The 19,686-nt window shown below is 72.3% G+C and carries 23 protein-coding genes, 1 other RNA gene and 2 pseudogenes; 2 read left to right on the top strand and 24 right to left on the bottom strand.

Features of this window, described 5'->3' with window-relative positions:
- Positions 1–4: 4 nt before the first annotated feature.
- The 18 genes and pseudogenes from thiD to KSF81_RS13580 form a co-directional block, all read right to left on the bottom strand.
- Positions 5–820: a bifunctional hydroxymethylpyrimidine kinase/phosphomethylpyrimidine kinase gene (gene thiD, locus KSF81_RS13655; protein ID WP_217379452.1), complete on the bottom strand. Its 816-nt coding sequence runs from the start codon at positions 818–820 to the stop codon at positions 5–7.
- 85 nt (positions 821–905) lie between these two features.
- Positions 906–2,270: a phosphoglucosamine mutase gene (gene glmM / locus KSF81_RS13650; protein WP_217379451.1), complete on the bottom strand. Its 1,365-nt coding sequence runs from the start codon at positions 2,268–2,270 to the stop codon at positions 906–908.
- Positions 2,271–2,402: 132 nt separating this feature from the next.
- Positions 2,403–3,023 (bottom strand): dihydropteroate synthase, encoded by a 621-nt coding sequence (folP, locus tag KSF81_RS31485; protein WP_309139719.1) that lies wholly within the window; start codon positions 3,021–3,023, stop codon positions 2,403–2,405.
- A complete protein-coding gene (locus KSF81_RS31480; protein WP_309139558.1) occupies positions 2,917–3,465 on the bottom strand; it encodes a dihydropteroate synthase in 549 nt (182 codons plus the stop codon). The genes folP and KSF81_RS31480 overlap by 107 nt, the downstream gene beginning before the upstream one ends.
- An 18-nt stretch (positions 3,466–3,483) precedes the next feature.
- Positions 3,484–5,415, bottom strand: coding sequence for an ATP-dependent zinc metalloprotease FtsH (ftsH, locus tag KSF81_RS13640; RefSeq protein WP_309139557.1), 1,932 nt, complete (start codon positions 5,413–5,415; stop codon positions 3,484–3,486).
- Positions 5,416–5,624: 209 nt separating this feature from the next.
- Entirely contained in the window at positions 5,625–6,758 is a 1,134-nt protein-coding gene (tilS, locus tag KSF81_RS13635; RefSeq protein ID WP_217379449.1) for a tRNA lysidine(34) synthetase TilS, read from the bottom strand.
- A gap of 44 nt (positions 6,759–6,802) precedes the next feature.
- Entirely contained in the window at positions 6,803–7,147 is a 345-nt protein-coding gene (locus KSF81_RS29690; RefSeq protein WP_375293371.1) for a hypothetical protein, read from the bottom strand.
- Positions 7,047–7,640 carry a hypothetical protein gene (locus tag KSF81_RS13630; protein ID WP_254453513.1) on the bottom strand — a complete coding sequence of 198 codons (594 nt, stop codon included), beginning with the start codon at positions 7,638–7,640 and terminating at the stop codon, positions 7,047–7,049. The genes KSF81_RS29690 and KSF81_RS13630 overlap by 101 nt, the downstream gene beginning before the upstream one ends.
- A 128-nt stretch (positions 7,641–7,768) precedes the next feature.
- On the bottom strand, positions 7,769–8,275 hold the full coding sequence (pal, locus tag KSF81_RS13625) for a peptidoglycan-associated lipoprotein Pal (RefSeq protein ID WP_217381690.1): 507 nt from the start codon (positions 8,273–8,275) through the stop codon (positions 7,769–7,771).
- Between the two features lie 130 nt (positions 8,276–8,405).
- The gene (tolB, locus tag KSF81_RS13620; RefSeq protein ID WP_217379448.1) at positions 8,406–9,770 is read right to left on the bottom strand and encodes a Tol-Pal system beta propeller repeat protein TolB; all 1,365 of its coding nucleotides are present in this window, start codon (positions 9,768–9,770) and stop codon (positions 8,406–8,408) included.
- On the bottom strand, positions 9,767–10,720 hold the full coding sequence (locus KSF81_RS13615; RefSeq protein WP_217379447.1) for a hypothetical protein: 954 nt from the start codon (positions 10,718–10,720) through the stop codon (positions 9,767–9,769). Before KSF81_RS13615 ends, tolB begins: the two co-directional genes overlap by 4 nt.
- Positions 10,721–10,824: 104 nt before the next feature.
- Positions 10,825–11,376 carry a protein TolR gene (tolR, locus tag KSF81_RS13610; RefSeq protein WP_217379446.1) on the bottom strand — a complete coding sequence of 184 codons (552 nt, stop codon included), beginning with the start codon at positions 11,374–11,376 and terminating at the stop codon, positions 10,825–10,827.
- 4 nt (positions 11,377–11,380) lie between these two features.
- Positions 11,381–12,142, bottom strand: a complete 762-nt coding sequence (tolQ, locus tag KSF81_RS13605) for a protein TolQ (protein WP_217379445.1) — start codon at positions 12,140–12,142, stop codon at positions 11,381–11,383.
- A 12-nt stretch (positions 12,143–12,154) separates the two neighbouring features.
- Positions 12,155–12,607 (bottom strand): tol-pal system-associated acyl-CoA thioesterase, encoded by a 453-nt coding sequence (gene ybgC, locus KSF81_RS13600; RefSeq protein WP_217379444.1) that lies wholly within the window; start codon positions 12,605–12,607, stop codon positions 12,155–12,157.
- A pseudogene (gene ruvB, locus KSF81_RS13595) lies at positions 12,604–13,648 on the bottom strand (Holliday junction branch migration DNA helicase RuvB). The gene ybgC and the pseudogene ruvB overlap by 4 nt, the downstream one beginning before the upstream one ends.
- 48 nt (positions 13,649–13,696) lie before the next feature.
- Positions 13,697–14,311 carry a Holliday junction branch migration protein RuvA gene (ruvA, locus tag KSF81_RS13590; protein ID WP_217379443.1) on the bottom strand — a complete coding sequence of 205 codons (615 nt, stop codon included), beginning with the start codon at positions 14,309–14,311 and terminating at the stop codon, positions 13,697–13,699.
- Positions 14,308–14,826, bottom strand: a complete 519-nt coding sequence (gene ruvC / locus KSF81_RS13585; RefSeq protein WP_217379442.1) for a crossover junction endodeoxyribonuclease RuvC — start codon at positions 14,824–14,826, stop codon at positions 14,308–14,310. The genes ruvA and ruvC overlap by 4 nt, the downstream gene beginning before the upstream one ends.
- A gap of 1 nt (position 14,827) precedes the next feature.
- Positions 14,828–15,580 carry a YebC/PmpR family DNA-binding transcriptional regulator gene (locus KSF81_RS13580; protein WP_217379441.1) on the bottom strand — a complete coding sequence of 251 codons (753 nt, stop codon included), beginning with the start codon at positions 15,578–15,580 and terminating at the stop codon, positions 14,828–14,830.
- A 264-nt stretch (positions 15,581–15,844) separates the two neighbouring features.
- Between KSF81_RS13580 and KSF81_RS13575 the strand changes: the two genes are divergently transcribed.
- A complete protein-coding gene (locus KSF81_RS13575; RefSeq protein ID WP_217379440.1) occupies positions 15,845–16,474 on the top strand; it encodes a pyridoxamine 5'-phosphate oxidase family protein in 630 nt (209 codons plus the stop codon).
- 10 nt (positions 16,475–16,484) lie between these two features.
- Here the strand turns inward: KSF81_RS13575 and KSF81_RS13570 are convergent, their stop codons facing one another.
- From KSF81_RS13570 to KSF81_RS13545, 6 genes and pseudogenes are all read right to left on the bottom strand, one after another.
- Entirely contained in the window at positions 16,485–16,685 is a 201-nt protein-coding gene (locus tag KSF81_RS13570) for a hypothetical protein (protein WP_217379439.1), read from the bottom strand.
- A gap of 192 nt (positions 16,686–16,877) precedes the next feature.
- A pseudogene (locus tag KSF81_RS13565) lies at positions 16,878–17,700 on the bottom strand (YmdB family metallophosphoesterase).
- Between the two features lie 4 nt (positions 17,701–17,704).
- Entirely contained in the window at positions 17,705–18,331 is a 627-nt protein-coding gene (locus KSF81_RS13560; RefSeq protein ID WP_217379438.1) for a 5-formyltetrahydrofolate cyclo-ligase, read from the bottom strand.
- Positions 18,318–18,472, bottom strand: a non-coding RNA gene (ssrS, locus tag KSF81_RS13555) — 6S RNA. The genes KSF81_RS13560 and ssrS overlap by 14 nt, the downstream gene beginning before the upstream one ends.
- A 9-nt stretch (positions 18,473–18,481) precedes the next feature.
- A complete protein-coding gene (locus KSF81_RS13550; protein WP_217379437.1) occupies positions 18,482–18,826 on the bottom strand; it encodes a cell division protein ZapA in 345 nt (114 codons plus the stop codon).
- 3 nt (positions 18,827–18,829) lie between these two features.
- Positions 18,830–19,057 (bottom strand): hypothetical protein, encoded by a 228-nt coding sequence (locus KSF81_RS13545; RefSeq protein ID WP_217379436.1) that lies wholly within the window; start codon positions 19,055–19,057, stop codon positions 18,830–18,832.
- A 137-nt stretch (positions 19,058–19,194) separates the two neighbouring features.
- Between KSF81_RS13545 and KSF81_RS13540 the strand changes: the two genes are divergently transcribed.
- Positions 19,195–19,656, top strand: a complete 462-nt coding sequence (locus tag KSF81_RS13540) for a hypothetical protein (protein WP_217379435.1) — start codon at positions 19,195–19,197, stop codon at positions 19,654–19,656.
- The last annotated feature ends 30 nt before the right edge of the window (positions 19,657–19,686 follow it).

Here is a 19,686-nt window from a genome sequence, read left to right as displayed (position 1 = left end):
CGCTTCATCCGAGCGCCGCCAGCCGTGCCGGGTCCAGGGTTACGCCATGGTCCAGCGGTCCATGCCCCTGCCCGATCCCCGGCGCCGCCGCGATGGCTGCCCGCACATAGGCCCGCGCCCGCGCCACCGCATCATGCAGCGCCATTCCCTGCGCCAGCCCGGCGGCGATCGCCGAGGCCAGGGTGCAGCCGGTGCCATGGGTGTGCCGGGTCTCGATCCGCGGGCTCTCGAAGCGGTGGATGCCGGCCTCGGTCGCCAGCAGGTCCACCACCAGCGCCCCCTCCAGATGCCCGCCCTTCAGCAGCACGGCGGGCACGCCGAGCGTCAGCAGCGCCTCCGCCGCATGGTGCATATCCGCCTCATCGCGGATCGCCATGCCGGACAGCACCTCGGCCTCCGGCAGATTCGGCGTGATGAGGGTGGCGAGCGGCAGCAGGCGGCGCTTCAGGGTCTCCACCGCATCCGGCTGCAACAGCCGGTGGCCACCCTTGGCCACCATCACTGGGTCGGCCACCAGCGGCACGCCAGGGGCATGCACGGCCAATTCGGCACAGACCGCCTCGATCGTCGGGCTGTCGTGCAGCATGCCGGTCTTCAGCGCATCGGCGCCGATATCGGTGAGCACCACGCGGATCTGCTGGCGGATGAACTCCACCGGCACCGGCAGCACGCCCTGCACGCCGAGCGTGTTCTGCGCCGTCAGGGCGGTGATGGCGGTGGCCGCGAAGCCGCCAAGCGCGGTCACCGCCTTCAGATCCGCCTGGATGCCGGCGCCGCCGCCGGAATCCGACCCGGCGACGATCAGCACCCGGCCATGCATCAGCAGGCTCCCGGGCCGGTCATGCCGGCACCTTGGTGCAGAACGGTGCCGGTCATGCCGGCACCTTGGCGCAGAGCGGTGCCGGTCATGCCGGCACCTTGGCGCGGGCGCGGATGGCATCCGCCAGAGTCTCCACGGTGTGGTTCACCAGGGCCTCGTCCTCCGCCTCCGCCATGACGCGGATCACCGGTTCCGTGCCGCTCGGGCGGATCAGGATGCGGCCGCGGTCGCCGAGCTTCTCCTCATGCGCGGCGATCTCCCGCTGCACCGCCGCGTCCTTCAGGGGCGAGGCGCCGGCAAAGCGGACATTCACCAGGCGCTGCGGCAGGGGCGTGAAGCGGCGGCAGACCTCGCTGGCCGGGCGGCGTTCCTCGACCAGCACGGCCAGCACCTGCAGCGCCGCGATCAGCCCGTCGCCGGTGGTGCCGAAATCGGTCATGATCATATGGCCGGACTGCTCGCCGCCGAGGTTGCAGCCGACCTCGCGCATCCGCTCGCCGACATAGCGGTCGCCCACCGCGGTGCGGAGCAGGGCCAGGCCGAGGCCCTTCAGGTGGCGCTCCAGCCCCATATTCGACATGACGGTCGCCACCACCGCCTCGCCACGCAGCCGCCCCTCAGCCTTCCAGGAGCCGGCGATCAGCGCCAGGATCTGGTCGCCATCGATCAGCCTGCCAGCCTCATCCACGAGGACCAGCCGGTCGGCATCGCCATCCAGCGCGATCCCGAGATCGGCGCGGCGCTCTCGCACCAGCTCGGCCAGTTCCCCCGGGGCGGTGGAGCCGCAGCCGCGGTTGATGTTGAAGCCGTCCGGCGCGACGCCGATCGGCACCACCTCCGCGCCCAGTTCCCAGAGCACGGTGGGCGCCACCTTGTAGGCCGCGCCATGCGCGCAATCGACCACGATGCGCAGCCCATCCAGGGTCAGGCGCCGGGGGAAGCTCTGCTTCACCGCCTCGATGTAGCGGCCGGGCGCATCCTCCATGCGGGAAGCGCGGCCGAGCCGGGCGGGGGCAACCAGCGCCGCGGCCAGGTCGCCCGCCATCAGTGCCTCGATCGCCACCTCCTGCGCATCGGAGAGCTTGAGGCCGTCCGGGCCGAACAGCTTGATGCCGTTGTCCTCATAGGGGTTGTGGGAAGCGCTGATCATCACCCCGAGATCGGCGCGCAGGCTGCGGGTCAGCAGCGCGATGGCCGGCGTCGGCAGCGGTCCGACCAGCACCACATCCATGCCCATGCCGATGAAGCCCGCGGTCAGCGCCGGCTCCAGCATGTAGCCGGAAAGCCGCGTATCCTTGCCGATCACCACGCGGTGGCGATGCGTGCCGCGGTTGAAGATGCGCCCGGCCGCCTGGCCGAGGCGGAGCGCGGTGGCGGCATCCATCGGCGCCCGGTTGGCGGTGCCACGAATGCCATCGGTGCCGAAAAGCCGGCGTACGGAGGAGGACATGCGGACGACCCTATAGGCGGCTTGGACCTTGCCCAATAGAGCATTTCCAGCCGGGCCGCGCCCAGCCGGTCACTGGGGACCGGCTACCGGAAAACGATCATTTGCAGCGGGCTGGCCGGCCAGGCGGCGGCCTCACCCCGGCGGGGCGGGGGCAGCCTCGCCGCTGGCGCAGGCCCCCCAGACCCGCAATGCCTGCACCGTTTCGGCCACGTCATGCACCCGCAGGATGGCGGCACCCCGGGCGGTGGCAGCCAGGGCCGCGGCGATGCTGGCGGGCACCCGCTGCTCCGCCGCCGGCTCGCCCGAGATGCGACCGAGGAAGCCCTTGCGGGAGGCACCGACCAGGATGCGGCAGCCGAGCCCGGCCAGCAGGGGCAGCCGGTCCAGCAGCGCCAGGTTGTGCGTCAGGGTCTTGCCGAAGCCGATGCCGGGGTCGATGGTGATGCGGCTGCGCGGGATGCCGAGGCGTTCCGCGGTTTCCACCCGGTCGCGCAGGAAGCGCGCCACCTCCAGCGCCACGTCGCGGTATTGCGGGTCGCGCTGCATGGTGCGGGGGTCGGTGCCCAGCATATGCATCAGCACCACCGGCGCCCGGTGGCGGGCGATGACGCCCAGCGCCGTGCCATCGTGCCGCAGCGCCGAGATGTCATTGACGATCTCCGCCCCCGCCTCCAGCGCCGCCTCCATGGTGGCGGCGTTGCGGGTATCGACGGAGACGGGCGCGGCGCGGGCGAGTTCCCGCACCACCGGCAGGATGCGCCGGGCCTCCTCCTCCGGGCCGACCGGGGTGGCGCCCGGGCGGGTGGATTCTGCCGCCGATATCCAGGATGTCGGCCCCGGCCTCCAGCATGGCATGGCCGCGGGCGATGGCGGCGGCCGCATCCACCCCCAGCCCGTCGCCCGAGAAACTGTCCGGCGTGACATTGACGATACCCATGACCAGCGGCCGCCCGGCTGGCTCGCCGAGGCCGGCAAAGGGCGCGGGGCGGCGGGTCAGGGGGTCCAGCAGGTCCTGCCAGGGCTCGGGGATGGCATCGACCGGCAGCACGCCCTGGTCGGCGCCGTCCTCGATCAGCCGGACGAGCAGGAAGGCGGATGGCCCACCGAGAAGCGGCAGGCCGGCACCACGGCGCACCGCATGGAAAGCCGCCGGGCCCGATACCAGGCCCAGCGGCTCGATCCAACGCTCAGTCATGGATGACGCCGGGGCGGGTCAGGCCCCCGGCGCCGGCGCCGGGTTGAGCCCGCCCGGATTCGGCCCGGGGCGCGGCGCCCGGCCGGAGCTCGGCACGCTGCCGCGACCGGCCGGGGTCGGCTCGTCCGGCCGGTCGCGGACGATCGGCTCGCCGCGCATCACCAGCCGGATCTCGTCGCCCGAGAGGGTCTCATGCTCCAGCAGGCCCTTGGCCAGCAGGTGCAGCTCGTCGATGTTCTCGGAGAGCAGTTGCTTCGCCTTGGCATAGGCCTCGTCGATGATCCGGCGGATCTCGGCGTCGATCTGCCGCGCGGTTTCCTCCGAGAGATTCTTCGACTGGGTGACGGAATGGCCCAGGAACACCTCCTGGCTGTTCTCGCCATAGGCGATCATGCCGAGCTTGTCGCTCATGCCCCATTCCGTGACCATCCGGCGGGCCTGGTCGGTCGCCATCTTGATGTCGCCGGCGGCGCCGTTGGAGACCTTGTCGGGGCCGAAGATCAGCTCCTCCGCCACGCGCCCGCCCATCGCCATCGCCAGTTCCGACAGCAGCTTGGACTTGTGCTTGGAGTAGCGGTCGCCCTCCGGCAGGGACATCACCAGGCCCAGCGCCCGACCGCGCGGGATGATGGTGGCCTTGTGCACCGGGTCGCATTCCGGGAGCTTCATGGCCGCCAGGGCATGGCCCGCCTCGTGATAGGCGGTCATCCGCTTCTCGTCCTCGGACATCACGAGCGACCGCCGCTCGGCGCCCATCAGCACCTTGTCCTTGGCCTGCTCGAACTCGAACATGCCGACGGTGCGGCGGCCGGTGCGGGCGGCCAGCAGCGCCGCCTCGTTCACCAGGTTCGCCAGGTCCGCGCCCGAGAAGCCCGGTGTGCCGCGGGCGATCACCTTGGGATCGACATCGGAGGCCAGCGGCACCTTCCGCATATGCACCCGGAGGATCTTCTCCCGCCCCATCACATCCGGGTTGGGCACCACCACCTGGCGGTCGAAGCGGCCCGGGCGCAGCAGCGCCGGGTCCAGCACGTCCGGCCGGTTGGTGGCAGCGATGAGGATCACGCCCTCATTCGATTCGAAGCCGTCCATCTCCACGAGCATCTGGTTGAGCGTCTGCTCGCGCTCGTCATTGCCACCGCCGAGGCCGGCGCCGCGATGCCGGCCGACCGCATCGATCTCGTCGATGAAGATGATGCAGGGGGCGTTCTTCTTGCCCTGCTCGAACATGTCGCGCACGCGCGACGCGCCCACGCCCACGAACATCTCGACGAAATCGGAGCCGGAGATGGTGAAGAAGGGCACATTCGCCTCGCCGGCGATGGCGCGGGCCAGCAGGGTCTTGCCGGTGCCGGGCGGGCCGACCAGCAGGCATCCCTTCGGGATCTTGCCGCCGAGCCGCTGGAATTTCTGCGGATCGCGCAGGAATTCCACGATCTCCTCAAGCTCGCCCTTGGCCTCGTCGATCCCGGCCACGTCCTCGAAGGTGACGCGGCCCTGCTTCTCGGTCAGCAGCCGGGCGCGGGACTTGCCGAAGCCCATGGCGCGGCCGCCGCCCGACTGCATCTGGCGCATGAAGAAGACCCAGACGCCGATCAGCAGCAGCATCGGGAACCAGGAGAGCAGGTAATGGAACAGCGGGTTGACGTCGCTTTCCTCGGGCCGCGCCACGACGCGGACGCCCTTCTCGGTCAGCTTGCCGACCAGCGCCGGGTCTTCCGGGGTATAGGTCTGGAAGCTGCGGCCATCCGAGAGCTGCCCGGTGACGGTGCGGCCCTGGATCACGACATCGCGCACATGCCCGGCGCCGACCTCGTTCAGGAAGTCGCTGTAAGCCACCTGCTGCGCGCCCCGCTGGGCCGTGCCACTTGGCTGGAACAAGTTGAAAAGCGCCACCAGCAGCAGCGCAACGATCACCCAGAGCGCCAGATTCCGGCCGAAATTATTCACCGATGCATATCCCGTTCCCGCCAGGGTCCCAGTTCGGGCGAAGCCAATCCGGGCACCGTGCCCTTGACCCCCGCCTCCCCAAGATGGGGTCGAAGGTCCCAGCATTGAATGGCTGCGCCCCGCGCGCTTTCAACAGTCGTCCTGCCTAGCCGGCGACGGGACCCGTCGCCGGGGCGAAGAAGGTCCTGAAGGCCTCGCAACTCGCCGCATCAGGATAGAGCAAGCCCGGCACCGCGACCAGCACGCCGTCGCGCCGAATGGCCGGCAGGGTCGAGAGAATCGTGGCCGGCAGGCCCCGCCCGGCCCGGCGCAGCCCCGTCGCAGGCCCCAGCGCGCCGATCGTGCAGCCTGCCCTGCCGGGGCCGGCCAGCCGGAAGCGCCTGTCCCAGACCGCCCCGAAGCTGGCGGCGACCGGCGGCGCCACCGCAGCGGGTTCCCGCAACAGGCGCCAGATGGCCCCCCGCAGGGCGAAGCCAGGCCCCCGAAAGCGTGCCGCCGCCCTGCCGGCGCAGTGCCGCCACCGCAGCCCGTGGCGGTGCGAAGCCGGCGCCGCCCACCACCCGGACTAGCGCCGCCAGTGCCGCATCGGCCACCGCATCGCCGCCCAGCGCCGCCGGGTCGATCTCCGCGAAGCCTTCCGGGAAAAGGCAGGCGGCGATGGCAAGGCGGGAGGCCAGGCGCCGCTCAAGGCCGGACCGCCGCCGCCCGAAGGCCGCGGCCGCCTCGGCCAGCGCCGCCACGGCCGGCCCCTCCCCTGTGGAATCGCCCAGCGCCTCCCGCAGCCGGATGCGGGCGAAGCGGGGGTCGGCATTGCTCGGGTCGCGCACCGGGGCCAGGCCGGCGGCGGCCACCACCGCCTCCAGCCGCGCCGGCGCCATGCCCAGCAACGGCCGCAGGATCAGCACGGCCGCCTCCGTCCGCACCGGCGCCATGGCGGCGAGCCCGGCCCCGCCGCTGCCCCGCAGGGCCCGGAACAGCAGCGTCTCCGCCTGATCGGCGCGATGGTGGCCGAGCAGCAGCCAGGGCCGGCCCGCGGCCCGGCAGGCTTCCAGCAGCACGGCGCGGCGTCCCAACCGGGCGCGCTCCTGCAATCCCGGCCCGGGGGGGAGCCGCAGCCGCAGCAGCCGTGCCGGGATGCCGTGGGCGGTCAGTTGTGCCACCACGCCCGCCGCCTCGGCGCCACTTTCGGGCCGCAGCCCGTGGTCCACCACCAGGGCGAGCAGGCTGCCGCCCCGGGTCCGCGCCCAGGCATCGGCCAGCAGCGCCAGGGCCAGGCTATGCGGCCCGCCGGAGACGCCGGCCGCCAGCGCCGGTGCCGGCCCGAAGGGTCCGAGCGGCGCCATCAGCGCCGCGAATTCCGCCGCCCCGGGCGGCGCTGCGCCCTGCGTCAGCGGCAGCCGGCCCGGCGGCGGGCCTCGGCGGCGCGCTCGGCCTGCGGGCCGCGGAGATTAGGGAAATTGCTGCGGAGGTCATCCAGCGTGTCGCAGGCCTCACGCCGGTTGTTGAGGCCGGAGAAGGCATTGGCCAGGCCGATCAGCGCCTCCGGCGCGCGGGGGCCGGTGCGGCCGCGGGTATAGGCATCGTTGAAGGCCAGCGCGGCGCCGGCGAAGTCGCGCTTGCCGGCCAGCGCATCACCCAGCAGCAACTGCGCATCCGTGGCGCGCGGGCTGTTCCGCGCCGCCAGCGCCTCGCGGGCCGCGGCCTCGGCGGCGGCGAAGTCGCGCCGGCCCAGCGCCGCCTGGCCCTCGGCAATGGCGCGCTCGGGTGGCCGTGCCGCCGCGGTGGCGGGTGGAGGGGGCGCGGCGGCGCGCGGTGCGGGGGCGGGCGCAGCGGTGGGACGACCGCCCCCCCTGGCCTTCCAATTGCTGCAGCCGGTAGTCCACGTCGCCCTGCAGCTTCTCGACCGTCTGGGAAAGCTGGCGGTCGCGGAATTCGCTTTCCTCCAGCCTGCCGCGCAGCCGCCGCACCTCCTCCTCAAGCCCGGAGACGCGGTCCAGCAATTGGCCCAGCAACTCCCCCTGCGGCGCGGCGCCGCCGCGCGGCGCCACCACGACCGGCGGCGCGCCCAGCGAGGAACCGCCGCGACGAAGCTGGTCCAGTTCCTGCCGCAGTTGCAGGATCTGGTTCTGCAGATAGATGCCCTCACGGCTCTCCGCCTGGGCGAAGGCCGGCTGCGGCAGCAGGAGGGGCGTGGCGAGGAGCAGGGCGGCGAGCGCGCGTCGCATCACAGGCCTCCGGTCGGGCTCAAGCCCAGATGGGCTCCAGCCGGGTCGTCAGGGTGCCACATGCCGGCACCCACCGGGATTCGCCAGGAGCCGATTCGCCCCTGGCGCAGTTCAGGGCGCGGCCAGGCTCAGCGCACCACCGTCACGGCGCGGCGGTTCTGCGCCCAGGCATCCTCGTTGGAGCCGAGCGCCGCCGGGCGGTCCTTGCCATAGGAGATGGTGTTGATGCGCGAGCCGCCGACACCGCCGGCCACCAGCACGTCGCGCGCCGCATTGGCGCGGCGCTGGCCAAGGGCCAGGTTGTATTCGCGCGTGCCGCGCTCATCGGCATGGCCTTCGACCGTCACCGTGACCTGCGGATATTGCCTGAGCCAGGTGGCCTGGCGGTCCAGCACCGGGCGCTGGTCGGCGGCGATGGTGGAGCGGTCGGTGGCGAAGAACACACGGTCGCCGACATTGGCCACCAGATCCTCCTGGCTGCCCGGACGCACGGCGCCGCTGCCGAGCCCGGTGCCGAGGCCGCCAGCCGCCCCGCCGGCCCCAGCGCCGGTCGCGGCGGCGTTCTGGTCGGTGCTCGATTCGCAGGCCGCGAGCAGCGCGAGCGCGGCAACCGCGCCGAGAAGCTTCGGGTTCATCATGGTTTCGTCCTTCCGATCACAGCCGGCCATACCGACCGTTGAATTCCACTCGGGCCGTTACCGCCGCCCCAACAGGGGGTCAAGAAGAACGGACCGCATCATGGCAATATTACGGTCGTGACGCGGATCATGACAGCAGCGGCGACCAGGCGGGGTCGGAGGCATCGGTCGGGGTGGCGATCTGCCGCTCGTTGAAGCCGGCGATGTCGATGGAGGCGAGGCGCGAGGAATAGCCGCTGCCCCGCGAATCCCGCGCCGGGCTCTCGCGGAAATACATCATCACCCGGCCATTGGGAGCGAAGGTCGGCCCCTCCATGCCCCAGCCCTCGGACAGGATGCGCTCGCCCGAGCCATCCGGCCGCATGACGCCGATGGCGAATTGCCCGGAGGCGATGCGGGTGAAGGCGATCAGGTCGCCGCGCGGCGACCAGACCGGCGTCGCGTAGCGGCCGCGGCCAAAGGAGATGCGCCGGGCGCCACCGCCATCCGCCGACATGACATAGAGCTGCTGGTCGCCGCCGCGGTCGGAATTGAAGACGATCTGCGAACCGTCCGGCGAGAAGCAGGGCGAGACATCCAGGCCGCCGCCCGAGGTCAATTGCCGCTCGCGCCGCGAGCCCAGGTCGACGATGTAGATATTGGCGTCGTTGCCGCGGGTCGAGGAGAGGATCACGCTCCGCCCATCCGGGCTGAAGCGCGGGCTCAGCGTCATGCCGGGGAAATTGCCCAGCACCTCCTGCCGGCCGCTGTCGAGGTTGAACAGGAAGACCCGCGGCTGGTTCTGGTTGTAGGACATGAAGGCGATCTGCTGCGCATTCGGGTGGAAGCGCGGCGTCAGCGCGGCAAAGGTGCCATCGGTCAGGAAGCGGTGGTTCTCGCCGTCCTGGTCCATGATGGCCAGGCGCCGGTTGCGGCGGTCGCGCGGGCCGCTTTCCGCCACGTAGCAGACGCGGGTATCGAAATAGCCCTTCTCGCCGAGCAGCCGCTCATAGATCACATCCGAGATCAGATGCGCGATGCGGCGCCAATTGCCCAGCGGCGCGGTGAAGGCGGTGCCCTGGATCTGCTGCTCCGGCAGCACGTCCCAGAGGCGGAATTCCACGCGGATGCGGTCTCCCGCGATCTCCGCCCGCCCGGTCGTGAGCGCCTGCGCGCCGATCACCCGCCAGTCCTGGAAGCGGGGCGCCTGCGCCGCGGCCTCGGCGGTCTGGATGAAGGCGGCGCGCTCCACCGGCCGGAACAGGCCGGAGCCGCGGAGATTGTTCAGGATGACGCGGGCGATGTCGCGCCCGACCCGCCCGGCATCGCCGGCCCCGGCGAAATCCGGCACCGCGATCGGGATCGGGTCGGTGCGGGCACGGGTGATGTCGATCACCGCGCCCTGGGTCTGCTGCGCCCGCGCCGGCAGCGGCCAGGACCAGATGCCGGGCGCGACCAGGGTTGCGGCGGCGCCCAATGCGGCGCGGCGGCTGATCGCCGGGGAACGGATCATCGTTGCACCAAACCTCTCGGGTTGAAGCGGAAGGTGGAGGATTGCAGGGTGGCCAGCTTCTCGCGCGGCACCTTCAGCGGATTGCAGGCGGGCGACAACAGCGCCCGCCGGGCGGATCCGTAAACAGCGCGCGCGCGCGGGTCGCCGGGCACGGCGCCGTCCGGCCGCACGTTGCGGACGGTGCCGGCGCCGTCAAGCTCGACACGGAGGGAGACCACGATCTCCGAGATATTGGGGGCACCGGCATCGACATTCCAGCATTCGCTGATCTGGTCGGCGATGCCGCGGATCTCGCCGGCCGTCAGCAGCGCGGCGCCGGTCGGCGTACCGCCGCCGGTGCGCGGTGCGCCGGCCTGCGGATTGGCGCGCGCGGTCGGCGCCTGCTGCTGCTGCTGCTGGCGCAGCCGCTCCAGCGTGTTCTGCACGCTCGCGCTCCGCTCCTGTGGCCGCGCCACGGGCGGGGTCTGGCCGGTGCCGGGCTGCTGGCTCGGCGTGGGCGGCGGCGGCACCGGGGGCGGCGGCAGCGGCAGCGGCGGTTCCGGGCGCGGCGGCGCGGGGCTCGGTGGCTCCGGCCGGGGCGGCGGCGGCGTCACCTGCGCCTGCTGCTGCGGCCGCGGCGGAGTCGGCACCGGGGTGGGTTCCGGGGTCGGCGCCGGGGCGGGCGGGGTCGGGCGCGGCTGGACCTGGGTCTGCGGCACGGGCGGCGGGGCCGGCGCCGGGGGGGGTGGCGGCGGCGGTGGCGGTGGGCTGGGCGGGGCGGGCTTCGGCGGCTCGGGCGCGGGCGGCTCCGGGCGGGGCGGCTGCGGCACCGGCTCGGGCGCCGGGGCGGGCGTGGGCGCTGCGGTTTCGCCCTGCGCCTGCTGCGCCGGCAGTTGCGCGACCAGTTCGACCGCGATGGCCTGTTCCTGCGGCTCCTCGAATTTGCGGGTCGCCAGGTCGATCAGGATCACCAGCAGGATGGCCGCATGCAGCCCCGCCGAGACCAGCCCCCAGGATTTAAGCCCCCCGTATCTGCATCCTCGCGCCCCCGCGCGTCCCCCTTGTGCGGCAGGCTTCAGCCCCGTGGCGCCACGCCGTTCTGGCTGCGCGGCGCCGGCTGCGGCGCCTGCGGCCTGGCGCCGGCGGGCGCCGGCCGGGCGGCCGGGGTGGCGGGGCGGCCGGCGGGCTGCTCGGCCAGCAGCGCCACGCGCGAGAAGCCGCCGGCACTGATCGTGCCCATCACCTCCATGACGCGGCCATAGCTGATGGCGCGGTCGCCGCGGACGAAGATGCGGCGAGGCTCGGCCCCGGCCGCGGCCCCTTGGGCCTGCTCCCCGGCGATGGCCTGGAGCTGCGCCACCAGCCCCTCCAGCGGCACCTCGGTCTCCTGGAGGAAGATCCTGCCTTCCGGGTCCACCGTGATGGTGATCGGCTCATTGTTCTGGTTGAGCGCACTGGCCTGGGTCTTGGGCAGGTCCACCGGCACGCCGACGGTCATCAGCGGCGCCGCCACCATGAAGATGATGAGCAGCACCAGCATCACGTCCACCATGGGCGTGACGTTGATCTCGGCCATCGGCTTGTAGCGGCCGCGCGCCTTGCCGCGGCCGGCCAGGGACACCGCCATCGTGCTACTCCGCCACCGGGGCCGGCACCTGCGCGGCATCCGCCGCGCCCATCGCCGTCTCGGTCTGGCGCGACAGGATGGCGCCGAATCCCGCGGCGAATGCCTCCAGCCGCGCGGCGAAGCGCGCCAGGTCGGAGCTGATCTTGTTGTAGGCCAGCACCGCCGGAATGGCCGCGACCAGGCCGATGGCGGTGGCGAAGAGCGCCTCCGCGATGCCGGGCGCCACCACCGCCAGGTTGGTGTTCTGCATGCCGGCAATCGCCGCGAAACTGTTCATGATGCCCCAGACCGTGCCGAAGAGGCCGATGAAGGGCGCCACCGAGCCGACCGAGGCCAGGAACACCATCCAGCGCTCCAGCCGGTCCATCTCCCGCTGCACCGTCACCGCCATGGCGCGATCCACACGCTCCCGCAGGCCGGCCGCCATCCATTCCCCGCCGGCCAGGCGCTGGGCGCTGCGGCGCCATTCGCGCATGGCGGCCACGAAGACCGCGGCCATCGGGTGGGTGGGCTGCTCGCCCTCCCGGCGATAGAGCTCGTCCAGGCTGCCGCCCGACCAGAAGCTGTCCTCGAAGACATCGGCCTCGCGGTTGGCGCGGCGGATGCTCGTCACCTTCTCGAAGACGATGGCCCAGACCCAGATGCTGGCCAGCAGCAGCCCGATCATCACCAGCTTCACGACCCAATCGGCCTGCAGGAACAAGCCCCAGAGCGAAAGGTCGTGCATCGCCCCACCCAGATCCGTCGCGCTCACGCTGCGATCCACCGCCACTCTCCTCTACTGCTCCGCCGCCGGCACGGACCCGGACGCCGAAGCGCCGCCAAGGGCCCGCCGCCAGGGTTCGGGAATTCGCCTCGGGCGCAGCGTGGTACGGTCCAGGCAGGCCAGTTCCACGCCGAGCGCCGCCAGCACCGTCCCATCCATCCGCATCCGCTGGTCGAGGCTGATGGTGACGCCCTTCACGGCCAGAACCCGGGTCTCGACCACGATTGCGTCATCAAGCCGGGCGGGCCGCCAATACTCCACTTTGATGCGGCGCACCACGAGTATTGAATTGTACCGCTCCATCATCGCCTGGTGCGGCATGCCCATGTCGCGCAAGGCTTCGGTGCGCGCCCGTTCCGCCCAGCGGAGATAGGTCGCGTGGTAGGCCATGCCGCCGGCATCCGTATCCTCGAAATAGACGCGGATGGGGAATGAATGCGCCGGCGCATCAGGCGTTTCGATCATGGCTCGGAAGACCCCGGCGAGAGCAGGTCCGGCTGGATCGCCAGCCCCGCCGGCGGCGCCATGCCGAGATGCCGCCAGCCCGGCTCGCCCAGCACCCGGCCGCGCGGGGTGCGCATCACCAGCCCCTCCTGGATCAGGTAGGGCTCGATGACGTCCTCCAGCGTGTCGCGCGCTTCCGCCAGCGCCGCCGCCAGGGTCTCGACCCCGACCGGTCCGCCATTGTGGGATTCCCGCGATGCGCCGGAGATAGCGCCGGTCCATGGCATCGAGGCCGAGCCGGTCCACCTCCAGCCGCGCCAGCGCGCCATCCGCCATGGCGCGATCGGCCACCTTGCCGGAGACCAGCGCGAAATCCCGCACCCGCCGCAGGAGCCGCCCGGCGATGCGCGGCGTGCCGCGGGAGCGCCTGGAGATCTCCCGCGCGCCATCCTCGGACAGCGCGAAGCCCAGCTTCTGCGCGCCGCGCCGGACGATCTGGAACAGTTCCTCCGGCGTGTAGAATTGCAGCCGCAGCGGAATCCCGAAACGGTCCCGCAAGGGCGTGGCCAGCAGCCCGGCGCGGGTGGTGGCGCCGACCAGGGTGAAGGGCGGCAGGTCGATCCGCACGGTCCGCGCCGCCGGCCCCTCGCCGATGATGAGGTCGAGCTGGAAATCCTCCATCGCGGGATAGAGGGTTTCCTCCAGCGCCGGCTGCAGCCGGTGGATCTCATCCACGAAGAGCACGTCGCGCGGCTGCAGATTGGTCAGGATGGCAGCAAGGTCGCCGGCCCGTTGCAGGATCGGGCCGGAGGTGGCGCGGAAGCCGACGCCAAGCTCGCGCGCCACGATCTGCGCCAGGGTGGTCTTGCCGAGGCCTGGCGGGCCATGCAGCAGCACATGGTCCAGCGCCTCGCCGCGCACCCTTGCCGCCTGAATGAAAACGGCGAGATTCTCACGCAGCGTCTGCTGGCCGGTGAAATCGGCAAGGGTCTGCGGCCGCAGGGTCGCCTCGGCGGCATCCTCCTCGGTGCGGATCGGCGTGGTGATCCGGTCGTCACTCATTGGCGCGCTTCCAGCACGACACTCATCGGCGCGCTTCCCGCACGACACTCATATCCGCGCCAATTCCTTCAGGCTGTCGCGGATCAGCCCCTCAAGCCCGGCGCCCTCGCCGAGCCTGGCCCGGGCGCGGTTCACCGCCGCCTGCGCCTCGGGCCGCTTCCAGCCGAGATTGACCAGCGCCGAGACCGCATCCGCCTCCGCCCCCGCTTCCGGCGCCAATGCTACGGCGGCCGGCAGCGCCACGCCCGAGGCCGGCGCGATGCCGCCCGCCCAGTCGCGCAGTTCCGTCACCAGCCGGTCCGCCAGCTTGGCGCCGACACCATTCGCCTGGCGCAGCGCGGCGCGGTCGGCGGCGCGCACCGCCGCGGCCAGATCCTCCGGCCCGAAGGCCGAGAGGATGTCGAGCGCCAGCTTCGGCCCGACTCCCTGGATCGAGGTGAGCTTGCGGAAACTGTCGCGCTCCTGCGCCAGCGCGAAGCCATAGAGCAGGATGGCGTCCTGCCGCACATGCGTCTCGACCAGCACCTTCACGCTGCCCTCGACGCCCTGCAACCGGTCCAGCGTCTTCTGCGAACAGGCGAGCAGATAGCCCACGCCATTCACGTCGAGGATGCAGCCGCCCTCGAAGGTGCCATCCAGCCGGCCGGTAAGCTTGCCGATCATGCCGGCACATATCCGCGCGCAAGGGCCAGCCTGGTCCCCCGGTGATGCGCGTGGCAGATCGCCACCGCCAGCGCATCCGCGGCGTCGGCGCGGCGGATGGTGGCGCCGGGCAGCAGGCGCCGCACCATCGCCTCCACCTGCGGCTTCTCGGCATGGCCGGTGCCGACCACGGCGCGCTTCACCTCCATCGCCTGGTATTCGGCGACCGGGATGCCAAACAGCGCCGGCGCCAGCAGCACCACGCCGCGCGCCTGGCCGAGCTTCAGCGCCGCGCCGGGGTTCTTGTTGACATAGGTATGCTCCACCGCCGCCTCATCCGGCTGCCATTGCTCCAGCAGCGCATGCAGCGCCCGGTAGAGGCAGGAAAGCCGCTCCGCCAGCGCCTGCGCCGCATCGGTGGAGATGACGCCATCGCCGAGATGCCTGAGCCGGCTGCCGGCGCTCTCCACCATGCCCCAGCCGGTATGCTGCAGGCCGGGATCGAGCCCCAGCAGGCGAATGCCGCCCTGCACCATGTCAGGCCGCCGAGAGCCGCTGCATCACCGCCTCGGAAACCTCGAAATTGGCATAGACATTCTGCACGTCGTCGTTGTCGTCCAGCACATCCACCAGCTTCAGCACGTCCCGTGCGCGGTCCTCGTCGAGATCGACGGTGGTGGAGGGCAGCCATTCCAGCTTCGCCGAATCCGCCGTGCCGAACCGCCCTTCCAGCGCGTCGCGCACGGTGAAGAAATCCTCGACCGAGGTGGTCACCTCATGCTCCTCGGCGTCGCTTTCCGCATCCTCGGCGCCGGCCTCGATGGCGGCTTCCAGCATGGCATCGGCCGTGGCAGCGCCGGCCGGGTAGCGGATCACGCCCTTCCGCTCGAACTGGAAGGCCACCGAATTGGTCTCGCCGAGCGCGCCCCCAGCCTTGGCGAAGGCCGAGCGCAGTTCACCGGCGGTGCGGTTGCGGTTGTCGGTCAGCGCCTCGACGATCAGGGCGACGCCGTTCGGGCCGTAGCCCTCATAGCGCACCTCCTGCCAGTCCTCACCCTGGCCGCTGGTGGCGGCGCGCTTGATGGCGCGATCGATGGTCTCGCGCGTCATGTTCGCCGTCAGCGCCGCCTTCACCGCCGCGCGCAGCCGCGGATTGGCCGCCGGGTCGGGCAGGCCGAGCTTCGCCGAGACCGAAATCTCGCGGATCAGCTTGCCGAAGGCGCGCGCCTTCTTGGCGCCCTGCGCCGCCTTGCGATGCATGATGTTCTTGGCATGCGAATGGCCGGCCATGGCCGCACTTCCCTGTCCTGCGCCGCCCGAGCCGAAGCCGCGGGCCCCCATGCCCCGCCTGCATCGAGCGGCATCCCCGCCTGCCGCCGACCGATGGCGCACCCCGGGGCCTTTCCGCCCCGCGACTATCGGCCGGCATCGCTCCTGAGATTCCGGTTGAGGACAGGCTTATAGCGCCCCGATCCGCCGAGCGCCACAGGCTGGCTGGACCTCCCGGCCAGGATCGGGGCAGGATGCCGTCCCGCAGCCCCGGGAGCCGGCCCCATGGACAGCCTCACCGCCACCGACCCCTTCGCCGTTGCTTCCCTGGAGCAACTGGCCGCGCTCTACGACCCGCCGCGGGAGTTGGTGCTGCGGAAGGTCACGGACCGGCTGGAGGCAAGCACGCTGGGCTTCATCGCCGCCGCCCCCTTCTGCCTGCTCTCCACAGCGGGGTCGAATGGCGTGCATGGCACCCCGCGGGGCGATGCGCCGGGCTTCGTCACCGCGCTGGACGACCGGACCCTGGCCCTGCCGGACCGCCGCGGCAACAACCGGCTGGATGGGCTGCGGGACATCATCGAGAACCCGGCCGTGGCCCTGCTCTTCCTGGTGCCCGGCATCGGCGAGGCCCTGCGGGTCAACGGCACCGCCCGGATCACCGCCGACCCGGCGCTCCGGGAGCGTTTCGCGGTGCGCGGCAAGCTGCCCGCGACCGTGGTGCTGGTGACGGTGCGCGAGATCTACATGCAATGCGCCAAGGCCGTGACCCGGGCGGGGCTTTGGTCCGGCCGGGCCCGGCCGGCGGGCGTGCCGAGCATGGGCCAGTTGCTCGCCGCCCATAGCGGCGGGCTGGTGGACCCGGCAGGCTATGACGCCGAGGCGCCGGGCCGGCTCGCCGAGACGCTGTACTGAAGCCGGGCTGTTACGCTGCCGGTTTCCGCCGCTCCGGCTCACGCCGGCGCGGCTGGGCCTGCGGCGCTTCCCGCCGACGGCCGGCCTCACGGCGGCGGTCCCGCTCCTCGACGGCCAGGGCGTCGCGCAGCGCGCCCTCATAGCTCAAGCCACCCGCGGCACCGCCGAGCACCGAGCTTCCGGCCGGAAAGCGGAACGGTGTACCGTCCATCACCCTCTCCCCGAGTTACTACCGGGGATTGTGCACCAGGCAGGCGGCGCGCCGTGATGACATCCGGGTGAAGAACAGAACCAATACGCCCCGACGCTGGCGCTTGTGCCGAGGCCGCCGCCGGGGATGGCCCCCTTGTATCCTGCGGGCCGGTTCACGCCCTCCGGCTTCGCCTCCGGATGATCGGACCGCTCACGCCGCCGGCATGGCCTGGGAAAGCCGGCCGCCCAGCCGCAGCGGCTCGATCCGCAGGGCCAGGCCGGTGGTGTCATCGGTTTCGACCAGCACGCCGCAGAGCGTCGCCGCGCCCTCCGCCGGGGTAAGGCGCTCGCCCGGCACCTTGCGCCAGAAGCGGAGCGAGGCGCCGGCCTTCTGCATGCCGATGACGCTGTCGTAGTCGCCGCACATGCCGGCATCGGTCATGTAGCCGGTCCCACCGGGCAGGATCTGGTGGTCGGCCGAGGGCGTGTGGGTATGGGTGCCGACCACCAGGCTCACCAGCCCGTCGAAGCTGTGGCCGAAGGCTGCCTTCTCGCTGCTCGCCTCGGCATGAACGTCGATCACCGCGGCCTGGATGCTGCCGCCCGCGCCCAGCCGGTATTTCTGGATCTCCGCCTGGACGGTGCGGAAGGGATCGTCCAGCGGGTCCATGAAGAGCCGGCCCATGACATTCACCACCAGGGCGCGGCGCCCGTTGGCCACTTCGGCCACATAGGCGCCGCGGCCCGGCGTGCCGGGCGGGGAAATTGATCGGGCGAATCACCCGCGGCTCGGTTTCCAGATAGGGAATGATCTCCCGCCGGTCCCAGGTGTGGTTGCCGAGAGTGATCACATCGGCGCCCGCCTCCAGCAGCGCCCGCGCCATGTCGGGTGCCAGGCCGAAGCCGTGACTGGCATTCTCCCCGTTCACCACCACCAGGTCGGTGCCGAGCTGTGCCCGGAGCCCCGGCAGGGCGGCCGTTACCGCGTCCCGGCCGGAACGGCCGACCACATCGCCGAGGAACAGGATTCTCAAGGTCTTATGCTCCGCATCGGATCACCCCCGCCTCGGTCGCCACGGCAGGCAGCCGGACATCCTCCGGCCCCGCCGGCACTGCTGGCACCTCCTGCGCGGCATGGGCGCAGCCGAGCGCCATGGCGCCGGGCAGCGCCGCCAGGGTGCGGTCGTAATAGCCGCCGCCATAGCCGAGCCGCCGCCCAGCCCGGTCGAAGGCCAGCAGAGGCACCAGCAGCCAGTCCGGCCGCAGCGCCTCCCCAGAGGCCGGCTGGCGGGTGCCGAGCGGGCCGCGGGCCAGGGGCTCGCCCCAGCGCCAGCGACGGAAGCCGAGCGGCTGGCCACGCCGGGGCGTGACCGGCAGCGCGATGGCATGGCCGCGCCCGACCAGGGCCAGCAGTAGCGGGCGGATGTCGATCTCGGGGCCCATCGGCCAGAAGCCGGCGACCACGGCGCCGGGGGGTGGCGGGCAGGCGGCAAGCACATGCCCCGCCAGCCGGATGCCGGCGCGGGGGTCGCAGCCGGCGCGGCGGGCGAAAGCCGCCTGGCGCGCCTCTGCCTTCAGGTCCCGCAGCAGCACGGGACACCAGAGGCCGCCGGAATCGGCCGGCGCCTGGGCTGCGGGGGAAAGGGTCAAGTGCGGAGCCGCCATGGCCGTTGGCGTCTCATCCTCCCAAGGCCTGCGTGAGCAGGTGGGCACCGGATACCCGGACCAAGATCCGGACAGAGCCAGTTCCCGGAGGATGCTTATTGGCCCTGGGGATGAATTGCCTGACGCGCCGGGCAGCTCCGCCCATGATAATTAGGGACGGTCGAGCGTCTGGGCAATGCCCTCGATCCGCTCGGCGATGCGGGCCAGCCGTTCCGCCAATTGTGGGTCGGGCGAAGCAGCCGGGGCGGTGGTTGGGCCGGCGGCTGCATGGGTGCCCGGCCGGCGCATCTCGCCCCGCAGATCGCCGACCTCGTCGGCCAGCAGCAGCGCCACATGCAGCAGCATGCGGGATTCCGAGAACTGGCCGCCCATGGCGCGGATCAGCCGGACCTTGTCCTCGATCTGCGCGACCAGATCGAGGACGTGGCCCTCCTCGCCATCCTTGCAGCCGATGGTATGGCTGTAGCCGTTCACCCGGACCGAGACCTGCCCCACGCCCTAGTCCTCCTCGCCCGGCTCGTCGGCCTGGCGCAGCTCGTCCTGCATGGCGGCCCGCAGCCGCAGGATGGTGGCATCGAGCCGCGCGGCCAGGGCGGCGACCTCGGCGCGCGGCACGCTATCCGCGTCGCCGCCGGGCTGCCCGGCCGGGCGGGGCCGGGCCAGGGCGGCCGGCAGGGCCGCCGCCAAGCGCTCCACCGCCGCTTCCAGCCGTGCCGCCGCCTGCATGGTCGGATCCCCAGATGGGCTGCTGCCGCCTTCGCTCATCCCGTTCCCGCAGACCCCGCAGACGAAGATTGAATCAGACCGGATCGGCCGGCGCGCCACGCTGGACGCGGGCCTTCCGGCATGCTGGAAGCCTTCGCATGGGCGCCGGGACGGGTCAACGCCAGGAGGGGGCGGCACCGGCTGTCACGGTGCATTCGGTGGCGCAGGCCGCGGCGGCGCTGGCGGCGGCGGGCCAGGGGGGAGTCCCGGGCGGCGTGCTGCTGCTCTCGGCACCGGGGGCGGCGGGGAGCCTCGGGGCGCCGTGGTTCCTCGCCATGATCGCTGACGCCGCCACGGCGCAGCCGGGGGTGCCGCACCGGGCGGCGCTGGATTGCGGCGATGCGCCGGGCCAGGCGCTGGCGGCGCTGCGGGCCGGGGCCAGGCTGCTGATCCTCGATCCCGCCTGCCCAGGCTTCGCTGCGGTCGCCGCCGCGGCGGCGGAAACCGGGGCGAAGGTCTGGCCGGCGCGGCCCGCTTCGCTCGACCTCGGGCGGTCCGATCCGGGGCGGCCGGGCGGGCGGCGGAGGCTCGCGGCATGGTTGGCCGGGGGGGGCCGGTGACAATCCGGCAACCCTCGGCTAAATCCAATC

The organism is Siccirubricoccus sp. G192, from assembly GCF_019084075.1.
GTDB lineage: Bacteria > Pseudomonadota > Alphaproteobacteria > Acetobacterales > Acetobacteraceae > G192.
This window is presented reverse-complemented; position numbering and strand designations above follow the sequence as displayed.

Bases quoted from the DNA above. Each gene is read 5' to 3' on its own strand.
- ruvA (WP_217379443.1), bottom strand. From the start codon at position 14,311: ATGATCGGCAAGCTTACCGGCCGGCTGGATGGCACCTTCGAGGGCGGC.
- ruvC (WP_217379442.1), bottom strand. From the start codon at position 14,826: ATGGTGCAGGGCGGCATTCGCCTGCTGGGGCTCGATCCCGGCCTGCAG.
- KSF81_RS13570 (WP_217379439.1), bottom strand. From the start codon at position 16,685: ATGGACGGTACACCGTTCCGCTTTCCGGCCGGAAGCTCGGTGCTCGGC.
- KSF81_RS13545 (WP_217379436.1), bottom strand. From the start codon at position 19,057: ATGCAGGCGGCGGCACGGCTGGAAGCGGCGGTGGAGCGCTTGGCGGCG.
- pal (WP_217381690.1), bottom strand. From the start codon at position 8,275: ATGAACCCGAAGCTTCTCGGCGCGGTTGCCGCGCTCGCGCTGCTCGCG.
- thiD (WP_217379452.1), bottom strand. From the start codon at position 820: ATGCATGGCCGGGTGCTGATCGTCGCCGGGTCGGATTCCGGCGGCGGC.
- ybgC (WP_217379444.1), bottom strand. From the start codon at position 12,607: ATGATCGAAACGCCTGATGCGCCGGCGCATTCATTCCCCATCCGCGTC.
- KSF81_RS13575 (WP_217379440.1), top strand. From the start codon at position 15,845: ATGGACAGCCTCACCGCCACCGACCCCTTCGCCGTTGCTTCCCTGGAG.
- glmM (WP_217379451.1), bottom strand. From the start codon at position 2,270: ATGTCCTCCTCCGTACGCCGGCTTTTCGGCACCGATGGCATTCGTGGC.
- tolR (WP_217379446.1), bottom strand. From the start codon at position 11,376: ATGGCGGTGTCCCTGGCCGGCCGCGGCAAGGCGCGCGGCCGCTACAAG.
- KSF81_RS13560 (WP_217379438.1), bottom strand. From the start codon at position 18,331: ATGGCGGCTCCGCACTTGACCCTTTCCCCCGCAGCCCAGGCGCCGGCC.
- tilS (WP_217379449.1), bottom strand. From the start codon at position 6,758: ATGGCGCCGCTCGGACCCTTCGGGCCGGCACCGGCGCTGGCGGCCGGC.
- KSF81_RS31480 (WP_309139558.1), bottom strand. From the start codon at position 3,465: ATGACTGAGCGTTGGATCGAGCCGCTGGGCCTGGTATCGGGCCCGGCG.
- KSF81_RS13580 (WP_217379441.1), bottom strand. From the start codon at position 15,580: ATGGCCGGCCATTCGCATGCCAAGAACATCATGCATCGCAAGGCGGCG.
- KSF81_RS13630 (WP_254453513.1), bottom strand. From the start codon at position 7,640: ATGCGACGCGCGCTCGCCGCCCTGCTCCTCGCCACGCCCCTCCTGCTG.
- KSF81_RS13540 (WP_217379435.1), top strand. From the start codon at position 19,195: ATGGGCGCCGGGACGGGTCAACGCCAGGAGGGGGCGGCACCGGCTGTC.
- tolB (WP_217379448.1), bottom strand. From the start codon at position 9,770: ATGATCCGTTCCCCGGCGATCAGCCGCCGCGCCGCATTGGGCGCCGCC.